13 protein-coding genes are annotated in these 18,547 nt (G+C 39.2%); 8 read left to right on the top strand and 5 right to left on the bottom strand.

Translation table 11 applies throughout. The features are described from left to right. Nucleotides 1-181 precede the first annotated feature (181 nt). A complete protein-coding gene (locus H5092_RS13430) occupies nt 182-1,384 on the top strand; it encodes a Bcr/CflA family efflux MFS transporter (protein ID WP_182197406.1) in 1,203 nt (400 codons plus the stop codon). 26 nt (nt 1,385-1,410) lie between these two features. Here the strand turns inward: H5092_RS13430 and grpE are convergent, their stop codons facing one another. Both grpE and H5092_RS13420 read right to left on the bottom strand, forming a co-directional pair. Further along, the gene (gene grpE, locus H5092_RS13425) at nt 1,411-2,022 is read right to left on the bottom strand and encodes a nucleotide exchange factor GrpE (RefSeq protein ID WP_024597391.1); all 612 of its coding nucleotides are present in this window, start codon (nt 2,020-2,022) and stop codon (nt 1,411-1,413) included. Between the two features lie 58 nt (nt 2,023-2,080). Further along, entirely contained in the window at nt 2,081-3,046 is a 966-nt protein-coding gene (locus H5092_RS13420) for an HrcA family transcriptional regulator (protein ID WP_004335385.1), read from the bottom strand. A gap of 154 nt (nt 3,047-3,200) precedes the next feature. Between H5092_RS13420 and nadK the strand changes: the two genes are divergently transcribed. From nadK to H5092_RS13400, 4 genes are all read left to right on the top strand, one after another. Beyond that, complete coding sequence (gene nadK, locus H5092_RS13415) at nt 3,201-4,085, top strand: NAD(+) kinase (protein ID WP_004335384.1); 885 nt, start codon at nt 3,201-3,203, stop codon at nt 4,083-4,085. A gap of 77 nt (nt 4,086-4,162) precedes the next feature. Beyond that, a complete protein-coding gene (locus tag H5092_RS13410) occupies nt 4,163-4,720 on the top strand; it encodes a hypothetical protein (RefSeq protein WP_024597393.1) in 558 nt (185 codons plus the stop codon). A 75-nt stretch (nt 4,721-4,795) separates the two neighbouring features. Continuing rightward, entirely contained in the window at nt 4,796-6,469 is a 1,674-nt protein-coding gene (gene recN / locus H5092_RS13405) for a DNA repair protein RecN (RefSeq protein ID WP_182733693.1), read from the top strand. A 32-nt stretch (nt 6,470-6,501) separates the two neighbouring features. Next, nucleotides 6,502-6,825 (top strand): hypothetical protein, encoded by a 324-nt coding sequence (locus tag H5092_RS13400; RefSeq protein WP_182733692.1) that lies wholly within the window; start codon nt 6,502-6,504, stop codon nt 6,823-6,825. 13 nt (nt 6,826-6,838) lie between these two features. Here H5092_RS13400 and H5092_RS13395 read toward each other — a convergent pair whose 3' ends face one another. The 3 genes from H5092_RS13395 to gltB all read right to left on the bottom strand — a co-directional run bounded on the left by H5092_RS13395 (nt 6,839) and on the right by gltB (nt 14,517). After that, a complete protein-coding gene (locus H5092_RS13395; RefSeq protein ID WP_182733691.1) occupies nt 6,839-7,780 on the bottom strand; it encodes a GGDEF domain-containing protein in 942 nt (313 codons plus the stop codon). Nucleotides 7,781-8,634: 854 nt separating this feature from the next. After that, complete coding sequence (locus H5092_RS13390; protein ID WP_004335378.1) at nt 8,635-10,050, bottom strand: FAD-dependent oxidoreductase; 1,416 nt, start codon at nt 10,048-10,050, stop codon at nt 8,635-8,637. Nucleotides 10,051-10,059: 9 nt separating this feature from the next. Continuing rightward, nucleotides 10,060-14,517 carry a glutamate synthase large subunit gene (gltB, locus tag H5092_RS13385; RefSeq protein ID WP_004335377.1) on the bottom strand — a complete coding sequence of 1,486 codons (4,458 nt, stop codon included), beginning with the start codon at nt 14,515-14,517 and terminating at the stop codon, nt 10,060-10,062. A 698-nt stretch (nt 14,518-15,215) separates the two neighbouring features. On the opposite strand from gltB, the gene H5092_RS13380 reads away from it, so the two are divergent. The 3 genes from H5092_RS13380 to H5092_RS13370 are packed head-to-tail and all read left to right on the top strand — an operon-like array spanning nt 15,216 to nt 18,539. Beyond that, nucleotides 15,216-16,469: an efflux RND transporter periplasmic adaptor subunit gene (locus tag H5092_RS13380; protein ID WP_182733690.1), complete on the top strand. Its 1,254-nt coding sequence runs from the start codon at nt 15,216-15,218 to the stop codon at nt 16,467-16,469. Nucleotides 16,470-16,511: 42 nt separating this feature from the next. After that, on the top strand, nt 16,512-17,222 hold the full coding sequence (locus H5092_RS13375) for an ABC transporter ATP-binding protein (protein WP_182693985.1): 711 nt from the start codon (nt 16,512-16,514) through the stop codon (nt 17,220-17,222). A 3-nt stretch (nt 17,223-17,225) separates the two neighbouring features. Beyond that, a complete protein-coding gene (locus H5092_RS13370) occupies nt 17,226-18,539 on the top strand; it encodes an ABC transporter permease (protein ID WP_182733689.1) in 1,314 nt (437 codons plus the stop codon). Nucleotides 18,540-18,547: the final 8 nt, after the last annotated feature.

Below are 18,547 nucleotides of genomic sequence, written 5' to 3'. Positions count from 1 at the left end.
AATGAATTTTTTATTGCTTGTAGAATAGCAAACACAGTACCAATTTAAAATATTTGCTTTATGTACCGTTATATTAAAAAAAAGCAATATGACGATAAACTTAGCGGGCAAACTAAGTTTATCCAAATACAATGCCCTGTTACACTATAACCCTTGTTTTTAGTGATTGTTGAGTTTACACATGGACGCCTCAGCCTCGTCTTTTAATACCCGTATTTTATTGCCTTTATTAGCCAGTATCGTGGCGATTACGCCATTGGCGATAGATATGTACTTACCTGCCATGCTGGTAATTGCAAACGATTTACACACTAATATGCCCAATGTACAAATATCGTTGAGTATTTACTTAGCAGGCTATTCATTAGGGATGCTATTTTTTGGCCCGATTGCCGATCAAATTGGCCGCCGTAAGCTTGCACGTATCGGCTTAACCTTATTTGGTGCAAGCTCACTTGCACTGGCATTTACCACCGAAATCCATGCTTTTTGGACTCTTCGAGCAGTGCAAGCATTTACGGGAGCGGCAGCAACGGTAGTAGTACCCGGTATTATTCGCCATATTTATCAGCAAAATACAGCTAAGGGAATGTCGTATGTGTCGATGATTATGATGGTAGCGCCGTTAGTTGCCCCCTCTGTTGGTTCGTTTATTTTAGGATTTTCAGTTTGGTCAACCATATTCTTGGTTCTTGCTGGGTATAGCTTTTTAATATTGGCATTTGTGCAAGTGTATCTAATTGATATTCCTATTCACAAAAACGAAAAAAAGGGTCTCGCTCTGTTTTTCGACAGCTATAAAACAGTGCTCAGTAATAAAGATGCACGTGCCGACATACTCAGTTCTATGTTTGTATCGTTTGGATTTTTTTGCTTTTTGACCTCAGTACCATTTATTTATTTAGATTTATATGAAGTGTCAGAACAGTTATTTGGTGTGTTATTTGCCTTTAACGTAATGGCGCTGATGTTTGGTAACTTTTTAAATACGCGAATTGTACCAAGGCTGGGCTCTCGAAAAATGCTCTATATTGGGCTTACATTTGGATTTGTATCGGGGCTGGCTTTGTTAACATTTAGCTTATTGCATTTATCACTTTATTATATTGTGGCTGCTATTGCGCCATTAATGATGAGCTTAGGCGTCACTGCAAGTAATGCTGACTCGCTAATATTAATGAAGTTTGAAAAAAACACAGGCACGGCAACGGCCGTAATTGGCACACTTCGTTTTGGCAGTGGCGCGTTAGTTGGCCCACTACTCGCTATTATGCATGCAAAAAGCGCAGTGCCATTTTCAAGTCTAATGTTTAGCGCTGTGTTGCTTACTATGCTCGTACAGTTAATTCACTATAAAAAAGACAAAAAAAATGCCTCAATATGAGGCATTTTTCAAAACTAATAATTCAATTAAGCATCAGCAGCTTTAGAAACCATAACCATTGCAGGGCGTAATAAACGACCATTCAATGTGTAACCTTTTTGCATAACAGCAAGTACTGTATTAGGTGTTACATCGTTACTTGGTTGAATTGACATTGCTTGATGAAAATCTGGATTAAACTGCTCACCTTGTGGGTTTACAATTTCAACACCAAACTTTGCAACAGCATCGTTAAAGCTTTTAACTGTCATATCGATACCTTCAAGCAACGGCTTTAAAGTCTCATTTTCTTTATCAGAAAACTCAATAGCACGCTCAAGATTATCAATTACAGGTAGTAATTCGTTAGCAAATTTTTCTAGTGCAAACTTATGCGCTTTTTCTACATCTTGTGCTGCACGACGACGAATGTTGTCTACGTCTGCTGCAGCACGAACAACACCATCTTTTTGATCAGCAATAGTTTGTTTAGCAGCTTCAAGCTCTGCATATAGCATAGCTATTTCTGCTTCAGGGCTTTGCTCTTCTTCTGCATGTTGATCAGCGGCTTCTACTGCTGCTTCTACATCAGCCTGCATTTTAGAAATTTCTTCGTTTAATTCTACTTCTTGCTCAGGGTTTTGTGTCTGCTCAGACATAAAATACGTGCTCCAATTCTTTACAACTGCGGTAATTATGGGGATTGAATAAAAAGATTCAAGAGTTAGATGCCTCAATTAATTTAAATTCTCGAATTATTTCTTCGATTTGCGCTGATTTAGGGCAAATTATACAAAAGCGGCTTTGGTATTCTTGATTTTGAAAGTACGGCACGCTTATTACGATCAATTCATCACACTCAGTAAAAGGCAATTTTTCGCTATTAAGTACCGATACACCGTTTTTAAAAGCGAGTTTATCTTCTACATAATTTAAAAACGAAACACCAATATTTAAACTTTGCTCACAATCGATTTGTTTATAGAGGTAATTTTCGCCAACTACAATACTATTATCTGAGCCTAATTTTTGACTTAGTTGTCGAGTCCATTGATTAAGCGAATCATGACAATTTCGAGGCGCTGTATTTGCCATCGCCTGCATACGATACAAACCCTCCATAAGAGTTTGTTGACTAAATACGGTGTTCAACCATGTTGCAAACTGATAACGAACAGAGTCTGACGAGTCATGAGGTTTATCAATACAAATGTTGTGGCTCTGCCCAGCCCTGTCTATTAATAGAATAAGCCAGTCGGTAGAATCAAAATCAAGCACTTCTACTCTAAACACTTGCTGCGAGCTGGCTTGTGGTAAACCAACACAACAACATATTTGGTATTTTTGGCTCAAACCATGTGCTAGTTCAACGAGTTGTGATTGCTCTGGTTGCCAATAATTAGCAATGTCAGCGAGTGGAAAAAACTCGTCAAACCAATAATCAAACCCTTCATTTGTTGGCACTCGTCCTGCAGATGTATGAGGTGAATACAATAGCCCCACTTTTTCTAAGCGAGCCATAGCATTACGAACCGTAGCCGAGCATACTGCCATGCCTTTGAGCTTGGCAATTTTTGTTGATGGGACAGGCAAGCCTTCACCATTACAGTACATGTTCATAACAGCTGAAAAAATTTGCTGATCTCGTGAGTTTAGTTTCATGGTATCTACATCTTGTTGCATGAAAGAGATATCGGGGCGTTTAGTTGTTTTTCAAGTCGTGCAGTTAACTCACTGCGAATAAAATTGAAGGTTTATAATATTGCTATAATCTGTATTTTCAAACACTTCTGTTTTGAGTTACTCTACAATTATTAAATCTTTTTGTGCGTACATTATGGACTCTCCTTTTAATACCATAGGCCTAATTGGCAAACCTAATCACCCGGGAGCCGCTGCTACCCTTCAGCGCTTACATACATTTTTACTTGCGCTTGGTTTTGAGGTAATAGTAGAAAAACGTACAGGGAGTCAATTAGACGATATCCCGCATGACAAACTTGTTAAGTTAGTCGACTTAGGAGAACAAGCCGATTTAGCTATTGTTGTTGGCGGTGACGGTAACATGCTTGGTGCTGCACGCGTGCTTGCGCGCTTTAACATTGCTGTAATTGGAGTAAATAGAGGTAACCTTGGCTTTTTAACTGATTTAAACCCTGAAGGGTTTGAAGCGAGCTTAGAGCAAGTCCTCAGTGGTGAGTACCTTGAAGAAAAACGCTTTTTATTAGAAGTAGAAGTATATCGCCACAACGAATTAAAGAGTGCAAACTCAGCCGTTAACGAAGCGGTACTTCATGCCGATAAAGTAGCGCATATGATTGAGTTTGAAGCTTTTATAAATAATGACTTTGTGTTTTCTCAGCGCTCTGACGGTTTAATAGTATCAACCCCTACTGGCTCTACGGCATATTCACTTTCAGGTGGCGGGCCAATTTTAACGCCAGAGCTAAATGCAATATCGTTAGTGCCTATGTTTCCTCATACCTTATCTAGTAGACCTTTAGTGGTCGATGCCGATAACGAAGTACGCTTAAAGCTAAGCCTAGAAAATACAGATAGCCTACAGGTAAGTTGCGACAGCCATGTTGTGCTTGCCGTATTACCCGGCGATGAGGTAGTAATTAAAAAAGCGGATAAACAACTGCGCTTAATTCATCCAAAAAATTACTCGTACTACAACGTTTTACGTACAAAATTAAATTGGGGTAGTCGTTTGTACTAATTTTATTGCCAAATTTAGTACTATAAAGCAAAATGGCGGCTTAAAATAATAATCAAATAATTTAGGAACGAGTAGCAATGACTTATGTAGTATTCTTTGCTTTACTGCTATTAATTACACTTTTATACAGTTACCTCAAAATTGAGAGTAATCGCAAAAAAGCAATCGAAGCTAGAAAAAAACTATTTAATGAACGGGTTTCGCATGTAAATTCACGCCTTAAAGCAAAGCTTAATGATCTTCTTGATGCTAAAATAATTCGCCCAAAATACGTTCCTCGTATTCAAGCTATTGTAAATAATTTTTTTGTTGTGCAATCGCATACAGACGAGAATTTGCAACAACTTGAAGATACCGCTGACCTACTAATTAATACGTTGTCCAACGAGTTAATTAAAACTAATCAAACGAATATAATCCAGCCATTGATTGATAATATACAGTACTTTGTATCTGAGTTACCTCAGCAAGGAATTTTATACAATAAGAGTTTTTACCTAAATACTTTACCTCCACTTATCGGGCTACTTAAAACCGAAGACATTATACAAGCTACTGATATTGTTGATGATCAAATTGATACCTCCCCAAAAACTTCTGATACACAATTTACTCAAGATGTAAGCGTTGCATAAATAATAAAAAATTAATTTGCAAAAAACCAAAACACTGTATAAATTAACAGTTAATTGACTGGATGGATAAACAGTATGTTAATTGGTTTAGAAGTTAAAAATTTTGCAATTGTTAGTAATTTAAGCACAGAATGGCGCAGCGGTATGACCGCGATCACTGGCGAGACAGGTGCTGGTAAATCTATTGCTATTGATGCGCTATCATTATGTTTAGGTGAACGAGCTGAAGCATCAGCAGTGCGCCCAAGCTCTGATAAAGCAGAAGTATGCGCTCAATTTGACCTAACAGATTTACCGCTAGCTCAATCGTTTTTAGAGCAACATATGCTAAACAATGACGATAATGAATGTTTATTACGTCGTGTTGTTTGCAAAAATGGACGCAGTAAAAGCTATATTAATGGCAGTGCCGTTACCGCATCACAATTAAAAGAACTTGGTCAATATTTAATATCTATTCATGGACAACATGCCCACCAACACTTATTAAAAGCTGAGCATCAGTTACAGCTTTTAGATGCCTATGCAGGGCATCACCACTTAGTAAATGATGTAAATAACAACTATAAACAGTTTGCTAACTTACAAAAAGAATTTAAACATTTAGAGCAACAACAGCAGCAACAAGCAGCGCAAAAACAATTGTTAGAATACCAAGTTGCAGAGCTCGATGAGTTTGCCTTACAAGAAGGTGAGTTTGATTTAATTGAGGCCGAGCATTACAAACTTAGTAATAGCCAAACAATATTAGAATCGTGCCAACGTGAATTACAATACTTATATGAAAGTGATGAACAAAATGCTTGTTCAATGCTGCAGCACAGTGCCCAACAATTCGCTGAGCTGGCTCAATACGACGAAAGCTTAGCAGGCGTAGCAGCGCTCCTTAGTGAAGCCGCAGTACAAGTTGAAGAAGCAAGCCGTGAAGTTCGAAATTATACTGAGCAAGCAGATTTAGATCCTGCTCGTTTAGGTGAAGTAGAAAATAGACTAAGCGGTGCGATGGATTTAGCGCGTAAGCATCACATAAAACCACAGCAGCTAGTTGAGTTTCATCAATCGATTGCTCAGAAGCTTGAGTCAATAAGTAATAATAGTAATCGTCTGGAGCAACTAGAGTCAGAAATAGAAAGCGCGTTACTTAGTTATAAGCAAGCTGCCGATGAACTAAGTAAAAGTCGCTATGAGTATGCGAATACACTTAACACACTAATAAGTGAAAGCATGGCTAATTTATCGATGGAAAACGGTGTATTTGAAATAGCTTTAACTCAAGAGAGTAGCCGCGCACCTAATAGCTTAGGGTACGATAATGTGTCGTTTTTAGTATCAACTAATCCTGGGCAGCCACTTCAGCCGTTAGCTAAAGTAGCCTCAGGTGGTGAGCTTTCGCGAATTAGCCTTGCTATACAGGTAATTATTGCCCAAAAAGTAACAACCCCAACGCTTATTTTTGATGAAGTTGATGTAGGTATTTCTGGCCCTACAGCATCAGCCGTAGGCAAACTATTGCGCCAGTTAGGTAAGTCTACTCAAGTGATTTGTGTTACCCATTTACCGCAAGTTGCTAGTAGCGCACACCAACAATTTTTTGTAGCTAAAGAAATAGCACAAGGCGAAACGTTCACTCATATGCTGCCTTTGAATAAAGATGGTCGTATTAATGAAATAGCTCGCTTACTTGGTGGTGATAATATCAGTAAAACAGCTAAAGCGAATGCTAAAGAACTAATAATGGCCCATGCCTAACATTGGTTAATAGAGCTTTGAAGGATTAAATAATGCACAGTACTTTAGTTAATTTTTGTATCATTTTAAGTTGGTTTTTATTAGCGCTAAGCAGCTGTTTAATTATTTTTAGTAAATATAAGCATACTTACTTTAAACAGCGTTTACTGAGGTTTTTAAATAGCTTTTTAGTTCTTCAGATAATCGCTGTAGCCTATTACTTTACTAGCGAAAAAGTAAATAACCTAAGTGACTTAGGCATAAGTTATTGGCTATTAATTACAATGCAGATTGTCTGTAATGCAATGTGTTACATGAGCGTAAAGCGCAGAAAGGCTAAAATAAAGCCATCACTTGATTCGTTTTCAATGGATTAAAGTAGATAAACTTTTAAGAAGAACACGTTCTGTTTTTACCTTGCGCTTTTGCTTTATAAAGTAGTTCATCAGCACGCTTGATATCAAGATCAATTGAGCGTTCGGCACTTGCAGAGATAACACCAATACTTAGCGTAATATTGGTACTATCTGAAAATAAGCTCACAGCTGAAGCTTCAAGGGCGTTGTGGATTTTTTCTGCAACTTGCTCCCCCTGCTCAACTGTTGCATTTGGGATAACAATTAAAAACTCCTCTCCGCCCCAACGTGATGCAATCGCATTTTTTGGAATACTTTTATCAAAGGTTTTAGCTAACTGAATAAGTGCTTCATCGCCAAAATCATGGCCGAATTGATCATTAATTTTTTTAAAATTATCTACATCAGCTAATAAAATTACAAAGGGAGTATTATTATCTTTCAGCTCACTTTTGAAAGCCACAAGCTTATTCATGGTATAGCGACGGTTTGGCAGGTTAGTGAGTGGATCTATAGTTGCTAAAAATTCATTTTTTTGACTCAAAGCAATTATTTTACTGCTGTATTTTTCTCTTGAAAACTCGTAGTAGCCACTCAGCGACGCGACAATTATAAAAGCGAGTATGATTCTGATAGGAAACTGTTCCGGACTATAGTCATATATATTGAATGTATCAGCGCAGTAAAAGCCTAAAATAATCGCTAATAAAAACAAAATTATATCAAATGTACCTCGCTTAAGTCCGCGTATTGAATAAGTAACAGGAGACACTATGAATATCCATATAGGACCTGTTCCTTGTGCTCCACCAGTGAGGACTAGGTAAAACATTAGTGCATAAAGGTTGTATAAAATTATAGTGCCTGACTTCTCTACTCCCCTACTTATGCTAAATGCCAATAAATAAACAAACGAAGAAACAACCAAGGTACACGCTAATAAATAACTGCTATTAATAAATGCTAGGCTAGCCATAGAAAACGTTGCTATAAACCCTATTGAAGAGAAGAATCGAACAATGAGTTTCCTTTCCGACTTGTTTGAATATTCGTACATAATTTCTATTTATTTTATTAATATATAAAAGCTTACTTGTAGAAAAAAAGTAAGCAAACCGTAAACAGCGTGCGATAATGGACCAACTTTATATTTAAATCAACTCTTAAGATTAGTTATTTCGGGTTGATAAAAGCGAATACTTTAACCATTACTTACCTTTGTAAGGGATAATGCAATAATATTAAGAGTTAAAAAATAAATAAGTTTACTTTTTTATTCCCGCACTACCCGCACTAATAGTACTGAGTAATAGTAAAAGTAGTGGTATAACACTCGCAGTTAAAGATGGTGTTAACGGTACTGTATATATGTATTTAGACAAGCAACCAATCAATTAACTCTTCAAATCAAAGTATTTATACAACGATGCAAACAAGAGTTATAGCATATTAAGCAACAAAAGAAGCTACAGATTATGGCCAAATAACGTTAGCTAGTACTGCTGAAAATCCAAAAACTCGAGTTGCTATAAGTATATGCCTGTACCCTTGTGTTGGTTACGTAAAGCGTAAAGTTTGCATGTATAAATTAACCCTCAAGGCTGCTTAATAGATGCCCAAAGCATCCGTATTTAGCTCGAAACAAGCATACCCTCACTAAATAGTTACACTAAAGGTAAAAGCTCAAGGTGTCGCTAAAGCAAGCTATGCTACAGGTGATATTAATATAATACCGTTTGTGGCTAACTACGTTGGCATTACATTCGAATCAAACAATAAAAAAAGCAAGCCAGTTGGCTTGCTTCTTATTTATTTTATTAATACGAACAATTAAACTTTTAAGTAATCCATAATACCTTCTGCAGCATTACGTCCTTCAAAAATAGCGGTTACCACTAAATCTGAACCACGCACAATATCGCCACCAGCAAATATTTTAGGGTTCGTTGTTTGATGTGTAAATTCACCCTGTTCTGGTGCATTAATGCCGCCCCAGTGGTTTATTTCTACATCGTATTTTTCTAACCAATCCATTTTGTGAGGCTGGAAACCAAATGCCATAATAACTTGGTCAGCTTCAATCACATGCTCTGAACCAGGTACTTCTTCAGCACGACTTCTGCCATTTGCGTCAGGTTCGCCTAATTTAGTTTTAACCATTCTAACGCCAGTTACTTTACCTTTATCGTTCAATACAATACCTTTAGGCTGAACGTTATAGGTAAATATAACGCCTTCTTCTTTGGCGTTTTTAACTTCACGTTTAGAACCAGGCATATTTTCTTTATCACGACGATAAGCACACGTTACTTTTGCAGCATTTTGACGAATAGACGTACGCACACAGTCCATCGCTGTATCACCACCACCAAGTACAACTACTTTTTGGTTAGCCATATCAATACACGGCTGCTTAGTCTCGTCATAGCCCATTACACGGTTAGTGTTACCAATCAAGAACGGGAGTGCATCGTGAACACCTGGTGCATCTTCATTTTCAAGACCTGCACGCATACTTTGATACGTACCAACTCCTAAAAATACGGCGTCGTAATCAGCTAAAATTTGATCAAGCGTAATATCAACACCTACTTCAACATTTAACTTAAACTCCACGCCCATTTCAGTGAAAATTTCACGGCGCTTTTGCATCACTTCTTTTTCAAGTTTAAAAGAAGGAATACCAAACGTGAGTAGTCCGCCAATTTCTGGGTGACGATCAAACACCACTGGTTTTACGCCGTTACGAACTAAAATATCAGCACACCCTAAACCAGCTGGGCCTGCACCAATAATAGCTACTTTTTTGTCGGTCCAAGTTACATAAGACATATCAGGCTTCCAGCCCATTTTAAATGCCTCATCGGTAATATACTTTTCAATATTACCAATTGTAACTGCACCAAACTCTTCGTCGAGCGTACACGAGCCTTCACACAAGCGGTCTTGTGGGCAAACGCGGCCACACACTTCTGGTAAACTGTTTGTACGATGTGAAAGCTCAGCTGCCTCTATAATACGACCTGTGCGTATTAACTTTAACCATTGTGGAATGTAGTTATGTACTGGGCACTTCCACTCACAATACGGGTTACCACAATCTAAACAACGATCAGCTTGTGAGTTAACCTGATTCTCTGAAAAGGGTTCGTAAATTTCTACGAAAGATTTTTTACGTGACGAGATTGGTTTTTTGCGTGGGTCTACACGCTGCACGTCTATAAATTGATATACATTTTCGCTCATACTGCCCCCTTATTGCGCCTGAACACGTAGTTCGGCACTACTACGAGCGCGATGCCCGAGTAAACTTTTTACGTCGCTTGATTTTGGTTTTACTAATTTGAACATCGGTAAGTACAGTTCAAAGTTAGCTAAAATGCTTTCTGCTCTGCACGAACCCGTAAGCTCTAAATGCTCAGCAATTAAGCCGCGTAAATGCTCTTGATGTGACGTTAATTCGTCTAGTGTTACTATTTCTACAAGCTCTGGATTAATGCGTTTTTCAAAATCATTTCGCTCATCTAAAATATAAGCAAAACCACCAGTCATGCCCGCGCCAAAGTTAACACCTACATTACCAAGTACACACACAACGCCACCGGTCATGTATTCACAACCGTTGTCACCTACACCTTCAACAACCGCTTGCACACCTGAGTTACGAACTGCAAAGCGCTCACCGGCACAACCCGCTGCAAAAAGTTTTCCGCCTGTAGCGCCGTACAAACATGTGTTTCCAGCAATGGTTGCTTTATGACTTTCAAAAGATGAGCCAAGTGGTGGACGAATAACTAACTTACCGCCTGCCATGCCTTTACCTACGTAATCGTTAGCATCGCCAACCAATGTCATTTCAAGACCACCGGCATTCCAAACACCAAACGATTGACCCGCCGTACCGTGTAATTCAATTGCTACGGGGTCTGCCGCCATACCTTGATTACCGTGTTTATCAGCAATATAACCCGAAAGCATTGCACCTACAGAGCGGTCAGTATTACAAATACGACTCACAAGCGAGATACCGCTTGACGTATCAATTGCCTCTTGCGCTTTAGCTAATAAACTTTCGTTTAACTTACCTAGATAATGCGAACTGTTAGGCGCACTACAATACAGCGTTTCGCCAGTTGGGTTGTTCGGCTGAGCAATAACAGACGATAAATCAATTTTCTTCTGCTTTGCAGTTTTGCCTTCAATTTCTTCTAATAAATCTAAACGGCCAATTAAGTCAGTTAAATTTGCAACGCCTAGGCTAGCCATAATTTCACGCGCTTCTTGCGCTATAAACTTAAAGTAGTTCATCGCCATTTCTGGTAAGCCGTGATAATGCTTTTGACGAAGTGTTTCGTCTTGTGTTGCAACACCGGTCGCACAGTTATTTAAGTGACAAATACGTAAGTATTTACACCCAAGGGCAACCATTGGACCAGTACCAAAACCAAAGCTTTCAGCACCTAAAATTGCCGCTTTAATAATATCTAAACCTGTTTTTAAGCCACCATCTGTTTGCAGGCGAATGCGATGACGAAGGCCATTTTCAACTAGTGCTTGCTGTGTTTCAGCAAGTCCGAGCTCCCATGGGCTACCCGCATATTTAACAGAAGTAAGTGGGCTTGCGCCTGTACCGCCATCGTAGCCAGAAATAGTAATTAAATCGGCATATGCTTTAGCAACACCTGTTGCAATGGTTCCCACACCTGGCTCTGAAACCAGTTTTACAGAAATAAGTGCTTTAGGGTTTACTTGTTTTAAATCGAAAATTAGCTGTGCTAAATCTTCAATTGAGTAAATATCGTGATGCGGTGGTGGCGAAATTAACGTAACACCTGGTACCGAATAACGAAGCTTAGCAATATACGGCGTTACTTTTTCACCTGGTAATTGTCCACCTTCGCCTGGTTTTGCACCTTGCGCTACTTTAATTTGAATAACGTCAGCACTGCGTAAGTAATGAGGCGTTACACCAAATCGACCTGAAGCGACTTGCTTAATACGCGAGTTTTTCTCTGTACCATAACGCAGTTTATCTTCACCGCCTTCACCCGAGTTTGAACAACCACCTAAGCGGTTCATTGCAATTGCTAGCGCTTCATGCGCTTCTGGTGATAACGCACCAATACTCATTGCTGCTGAGTCAAAACGCTTGTATAGGTTTTCTGCAGACTCTACTTCATCGATGCTTATACCTTGCTCAGGTAATTTAAGCGCTAACATATCGCGCAAAGTCGCTATTGGACGATTATTAACTAAATCAGCGTACGCACTGTAGTCTTTATAATCACCTGATCGAACCGCTTTTTGCAGAGTTTGAATAACATCTGGATTATAAGCATGATACTCACCACCGTGAACGTACTTAAATAAACCACCGTGGCTTAATAATTTACGCTTACTTAAAGCAAGTTTGTGCAAACTTTGCTGATCGTCATCAAAGTCGGTAAAGCATGCACCTTGTATACGACTTGCAACGCCTTTAAAGCACATTTCAATAATCGCATCAGATAATCCCACCGCTTCAAACAACATTGAACAACGATAAGACGCAACCGTACTTATGCCCATTTTAGACATAATTTTGTACAAGCCTTTATTAATGGCTTTACGATAAGCAAGGGTCACTTCGCAATACGACTTATCAATAATTTTGCTGTCGCTCATCGCAACTAACGATTCATACGCAAGGTATGGATAAATTGCCGTAGCACCAAAACCTAATAGCACAGCAAACTGGTGCGCATCTCGCACGCTGCCAGTTTCAATGATAATATTTGATTCACAGCGCAAGTTGTTATCAACTAAGCGTTTTTGTACCGCACCTACAGCCATAGCTGCTGGAATTGGTAAATTTATTTCATCAAAGTTACGGTCAGTTAAAATAAGCATGATACAGCCCGCAGCTGCTTTTTCTTGTGCTTGGTCACAAATACGCGTAACCGCGTTTTCTAAACCCTCTTCAACTGTGTAGGTAATATCAATTTTACAGTAGCTGTAGTGCGCTTCATCAGCATTTAATAGCTGCTGCATATCTGCGTACATTAAAATTGGTGTATCAAACTGTAGGCGCTTAGCGTGGCCCGTTGTTTCGTTAAATACGTTTTGCTCACTACCAATACAGGTTGCAAGCGACATTACATGGTTTTCACGTAGTGGATCGATAGGTGGATTTGTTACTTGCGCAAATTTTTGGCGGAAGTAATCATAAAGTGAACGATGCCCTTCACTAAGCACAGCAAATGGCGTGTCATCACCCATTGAGCCTGTCGCTTCTTGGCCGTTTTCACCCATTACACGAATAACGCTATCAAGCTCTTCGTTGGTATAACCAAACATTTTTTGATATTTAGCTAGCGTTTCGTCATCAAATGAGCGATTACCAGCGTCTTGCTCAGTAAGTTCTTCAAATGGAACTAAACGTTTAACGTTTTCTTCAAGCCATGACTTGTAAGGATGGCGAGATTTTAAATCTTGATCGATTTCATCCGAGTGCCAGATTTTGCCAAGTTTAGTATCAATAACTAATAATTCACCTGGACCAACACGGCCTTTTTCAACCACTTCATCGGCAGTGTAATCCCAAATACCCACTTCTGATGCAAGCGTAATAAAACCATCTTGTGTAATTACATAACGTGCTGGGCGAAGTCCATTACGGTCAAGGTTACACGCTGCAAAACGACCATCCGACATAACAATACCTGCCGGGCCATCCCATGGTTCCATATGCATAGAGTTAAAGTCGTAAAATGCACGTAAATCGTCGTCCATTGCACGGTTTTTCTGCCATGCAGGCGGCACGAGCATACGCATAGCGCGGAATAAATCCATGCCGCCAGCTAAAAATAGCTCAAGCATATTATCTAGGCTTGATGAATCAGAACCGGTTTCGTTTACAAACGGCGCTGCGCTTTGTAAGTCAGGAATAAGCGGTGACGCAAACTTATAAGAACGTGCGCGTGCCCACTGGCGGTTACCTTCAATAGTATTAATTTCACCATTGTGTGCTAAATAGCGGAAAGGTTGAGCTAAAGGCCAACGCGGCTGAGTATTAGTAGAAAAGCGCTGATGGAAAACACAAATCGCACTCGTCATACGAATATCAGCTAAATCTAGGTAAAAATTAGGTAAATCCGCAGGCATCATTAAGCCTTTATAGATAGTTACCAAACCAGATAGACTTGCGATATAGAAAGCTTCATCATCAACAATGCGCTTTTCAGCGCGGCGGCGTGCTACATATAAGCGACGCTCTAAGTCTTTAGAACGCCAACCTTCTGGCGCGCTAACAAAAATTTGTTCAAAACCTGGTAATTGCTGTACAGCAATAGGACCCAACATAGATGGGTCGGTTGGTACAACACGCCAACCTAAAATATTTAGCGTTTCTTTTTCTAATTCTTCGCTAAGTATTTGTTTTGCAGCTTGTGCTAAAACAGGGTCTGAATTTAAAAATATCATACCCACTGCGTAGTTTTTGCCTAAGTGCCAATTATGTTCACTGGCAATTGCACGGAAAAAGCTATCTGGTTTTTGTAATAATAAACCACAGCCATCACCTGTTTTACCATCGGCAGATATACCGCCACGGTGCTGCATGCGATCAAGCCCCGTAATAGCAGTACGAATAAGCCTATGACTAGCTTGACCATTAACTTGGGCTATTAAGCCAAAGCCACAATTTTCTTTTTCTAACTTTGAGTCGTATAACATAGACCCCTCCCCTTGCTGCACTGTTAGCGTGGATGAACTGCTCGACGATTTGCTAACAGACGGACAAAACTAGCCTCTATCTTAAATAGAGTCAATAGCACTTTGAATACATATTCACATTCTTGAATATTTCTCACTTCATAGCAAGATTTCTTTTTATCATTATTTTTAACATTTAGCGTTATTTTAACCACTATTTTTTCATGACACTGGTGTCAAGTTTAACATATTGTAAAAAACACAAGCACCCAAAGGTGCAGCTTACGTAAACGTAAAGGCGAGTAAAAGTGAATAAGTATTCAACAAATGAAGGGCTATTCAGTTAACATTTAGATAGTTTTATGGTATTTCATTACTTTAATGGCTTAACATCCCCGATTATTGCTGCTCATTAGTATAGTTATGAAAGTTCATGTCCTTTTTTGTACATTAATAGTGAATTTTTATTTAAAGCGGTGTCCGATGCGGACATAAAAACTGTCCGCGGACATCATTTTCATGAACAAAAAATAAAAAGCACTTTAATATCAATGTGATAATAGTTGGCATATTAATCGTATAGCTTTACATATAATCGCTAATTGGAATTACCATGTTTACTCTAAGCTTATTTTTGCTCTCTCCTATTGCCGCCATTTGCACAGCTGCTTTATTACTGCTGTGCGAAAAATACATAAAAGCAATGTAGGGGGAATTAAATGATTAAAGATACCAGCGCACAAGACGTACAAGTAAAGGCACCTATAAGCTATAAAAAATACGCGATAATCACTGCGGTTATTTTCATTGCAGCCTCTACAATTGCTTATATTTTTTTAACTAACCATAGCGCTAAAAGCTCTATTAGCCGCTCAAAAGTACAGGTTGCAAAAGTACATGTTAAAGCGCTCATTCGAGATATTGCCGCCAGTGGTAAAATTGTTGCTGCTAATGCTCCTAAAATCTACAGTCCAGAACGTGGATTTATAGATTTAAAAGTAAAGGCCGGCGATACAGTAAAGCAAGGGGACACACTTGCCCTGCTACAAAGCCCTGAGTTAACTAACGAATTAAAGCAACAAGAATCTGTGCTTAAACGACTACAAGGCGAGCAGCAAAGGCAGTATTTGCAAGCAAGACGCCAAACACTCACTTTAAATAAAACACTCGATATGGCACAAGTTGAGCTTAACGCCGCTGAGCGCGAAAATCGCCGCGCGCAGTTATCAATTCAAAAGCACTTAATTAGCCAAATTGATCTTGAAAAAGCAGTTGATGATTTATCACGTGCAAGACTCACCTATAAACATGCACAACAAGAGGTATTGCTTGCCAAAGACACGCTCGCTTTTGAACTACAAGCTGCTAAAAGTGATGTGACCCGCCAACAACTTATCGTTGATGATTTAATCAGAAAAGTAAGCAACCTATCTATTAAGGCTACCGTTACTGGGATCGTGGGTAACCTATTAGTGCAACAAAAAGCCGCAGTGACGCAAAGCCAACCTCTTATGACTCTCGTCGACTTAAGTAATTTCGAAGCGGAACTTCAAGTACCTGAAAGTTACGCCAACGAATTAGGACTCGGTATGGAAGTAGAGCTTAAGTTAGGCAATGAAACAGTGATGGGGAATTTATCCGCCATATCACCAGAAGTTAATAATCGTGAAGTAACAGCACGCGTCCGATTTAAAGGTGTTACTAACAACATCCGTCAAAACCAACGCTTAACTGCACGTATTTTACTCGACAACCGAGAAGGTGTAATGCAAGTAAAACGCGGCGCTTTTATGCAGCAAGGCGGAATTTTTGCTTATAAGGTAGAAGGCAATATTGCAAAGCGTATACCTATTACAATCGGCGCCACCAGCATTAATGCGGTTGAACTTTTAAGCGGTGTTAAAGAAAACGATGAAATTATTATTTCAAGCTACAGCGACTTTAAGCAAGCCGATACGATTTTATTAAATTAAACAGACGTTCTCAACCAACGCTAAAAATAATTAGGAACAACCATGTTACAAATGAACAATGTAAGTAAAGTATACCAAACAGAAATGGTACAAACCCATGCGCTTCGAGACTTTAACCTGCAAGTAAACGAAGGCGAATTTATTGCTGTTACCGGTCCTAGCGGCTCAGGAAAAACAACCTTTTTAAATATTGCAGGTATGCTCGAGCCTTTTAACGAAGGTGAGTACCTGTTAGATGGCGTTAATGTTGGCAGCCTAAACGATAACCAACGTGCTGATTTACGGAATCAAAAAATTGGCTTTATATTCCAAGGCTTTAATTTAATCCCCGATTTAAATTTATATGAAAACATAGAAGTTCCTCTTCGCTATAGAGGGATTAAAGCAAATGAGCGAAAACGTCGAATTGAGCAATGCCTTGAACAAGTTGGTTTAGCATCTCGCGCTAAACACTTACCTCAGCAACTCTCCGGTGGCCAGCAACAACGTGTGGCAATAGCTCGTGCGCTTGCTGGTGAACCTCGTTTTTTACTTGCCGATGAGCCAACAGGTAACCTTGACAGCTTAATGGCTCGCCAAGTTATGGAGTTACTTGAGCAAATAAATCGCGACGGTGCCACTATAATAATGGTAACGCATGATAGCGAATTAGCCCGCCGTGCTCCGCGTAATATTCAAGTAGTTGATGGGCAACTTGCCGACTTTACACTTTATCAAGGCGCGCAAACTATAAAAACAGCATCGGGGGTTTAACTAATGTTTATTCATTATTTAGATTTAAGTTGGCGCAGCTTCAAGCGCACCCCATTGGTTAGCTTTTTAATGGTACTTGCCATTGCGATAGGTATAGGCATAACAATGACCAGCCTTAGTGTTTATCACATGATGTCGGCCGATCCTATACCAGAAAAAAGCAGCCAACTTTACAGTGTGCAATTACAAACAATGGACGATGGTAGTACGTGGTGGACAGAAGATAACATGCCACTGCAACTGACCTATCAAGATGCAGAGAACTTATTAAACGCACCCACGCCAGAGAAAAAAGTGGCTATGATACGTACCGGTTTCTCAGTTTATCTAGACTCCGACAAAATAAAACCTTTTATAGGTAATGCTCGCATGACAACGCCTGAGTTTTTTAGCATGTTTAATTTGTCATTTTTATACGGAGGGGCTTGGAGCAAAGAGCAAGAAGACTCTGGCGCACCTGTGGTTGTTATTACCCAAGAGATAAACGATAAACTATTTGCAGGACAAAACTCCGTCGGAGAACTGATTTACTTAGATGATGCAAGCTATCAAGTAGTTGGTGTTATTAACCATTGGCCTCTCAATATTAAATATTATGATTTAAATAACGGTGCATTTAATCAAGTAGAAGAATTATTTATGCCCTTTAGCTTAATAAAGACAAAAGAGCTAGTAAGTTGGGGCAATAGCAACGGATGGAAACACGAAAACACACCAACCTTTGCAGATAAACTGCAATCTGAGCAAGTATGGATCCAGTTTTGGGCAGAGCTAAATACGCTTGAACAAAAACAAGCCTATCAAAATTACTTATTAGCCTATATGCAAGAACAACAAAAACGTGGTCGATTTAATCGTAAAGAACTTGAGTATAAACTTCGCGATGTAAACCAATGGATGCAATACAACAACGTCGTCACCGAAGACAATAAAATTTTAGTGGGCCTGAGCTTTATGTTCTTAGGTGTCTGCTTAGCCAATATTTTAGGTTTACTTTTAGCTAAGTTTTTACGCAGAGCGCCAGAAGTAGGTGTAAGACGCGCATTAGGTGCTAGTAAAAGGCAAATATTTTTACAGCACTTAGTTGAGGTCGCCATGCTTGGCTTTATAGGTGGCATGCTAGGAATTGTACTAGCACAACTTGGTTTAATGGGCGTAGGGCAAAGCTACGACTACTATGAAAACTTAGCGACAATGGATTTAACCATGCTATTGAGCGCCCCATTGATTGCAATTACAACCTGCATTTTAGCTGGTTTTTACCCAGCTTGGTTAGTGTGTAAAACCAATCCTGCTATTTATCTTAAGAGCCAATAAGGAATGTC

This window comes from Pseudoalteromonas sp. SR41-7 (genome assembly GCF_014163935.1).
In the GTDB taxonomy this organism is placed as follows: Bacteria; Pseudomonadota; Gammaproteobacteria; order Enterobacterales; family Alteromonadaceae; genus Pseudoalteromonas; species Pseudoalteromonas distincta.
This window is presented reverse-complemented; position numbering and strand designations above follow the sequence as displayed.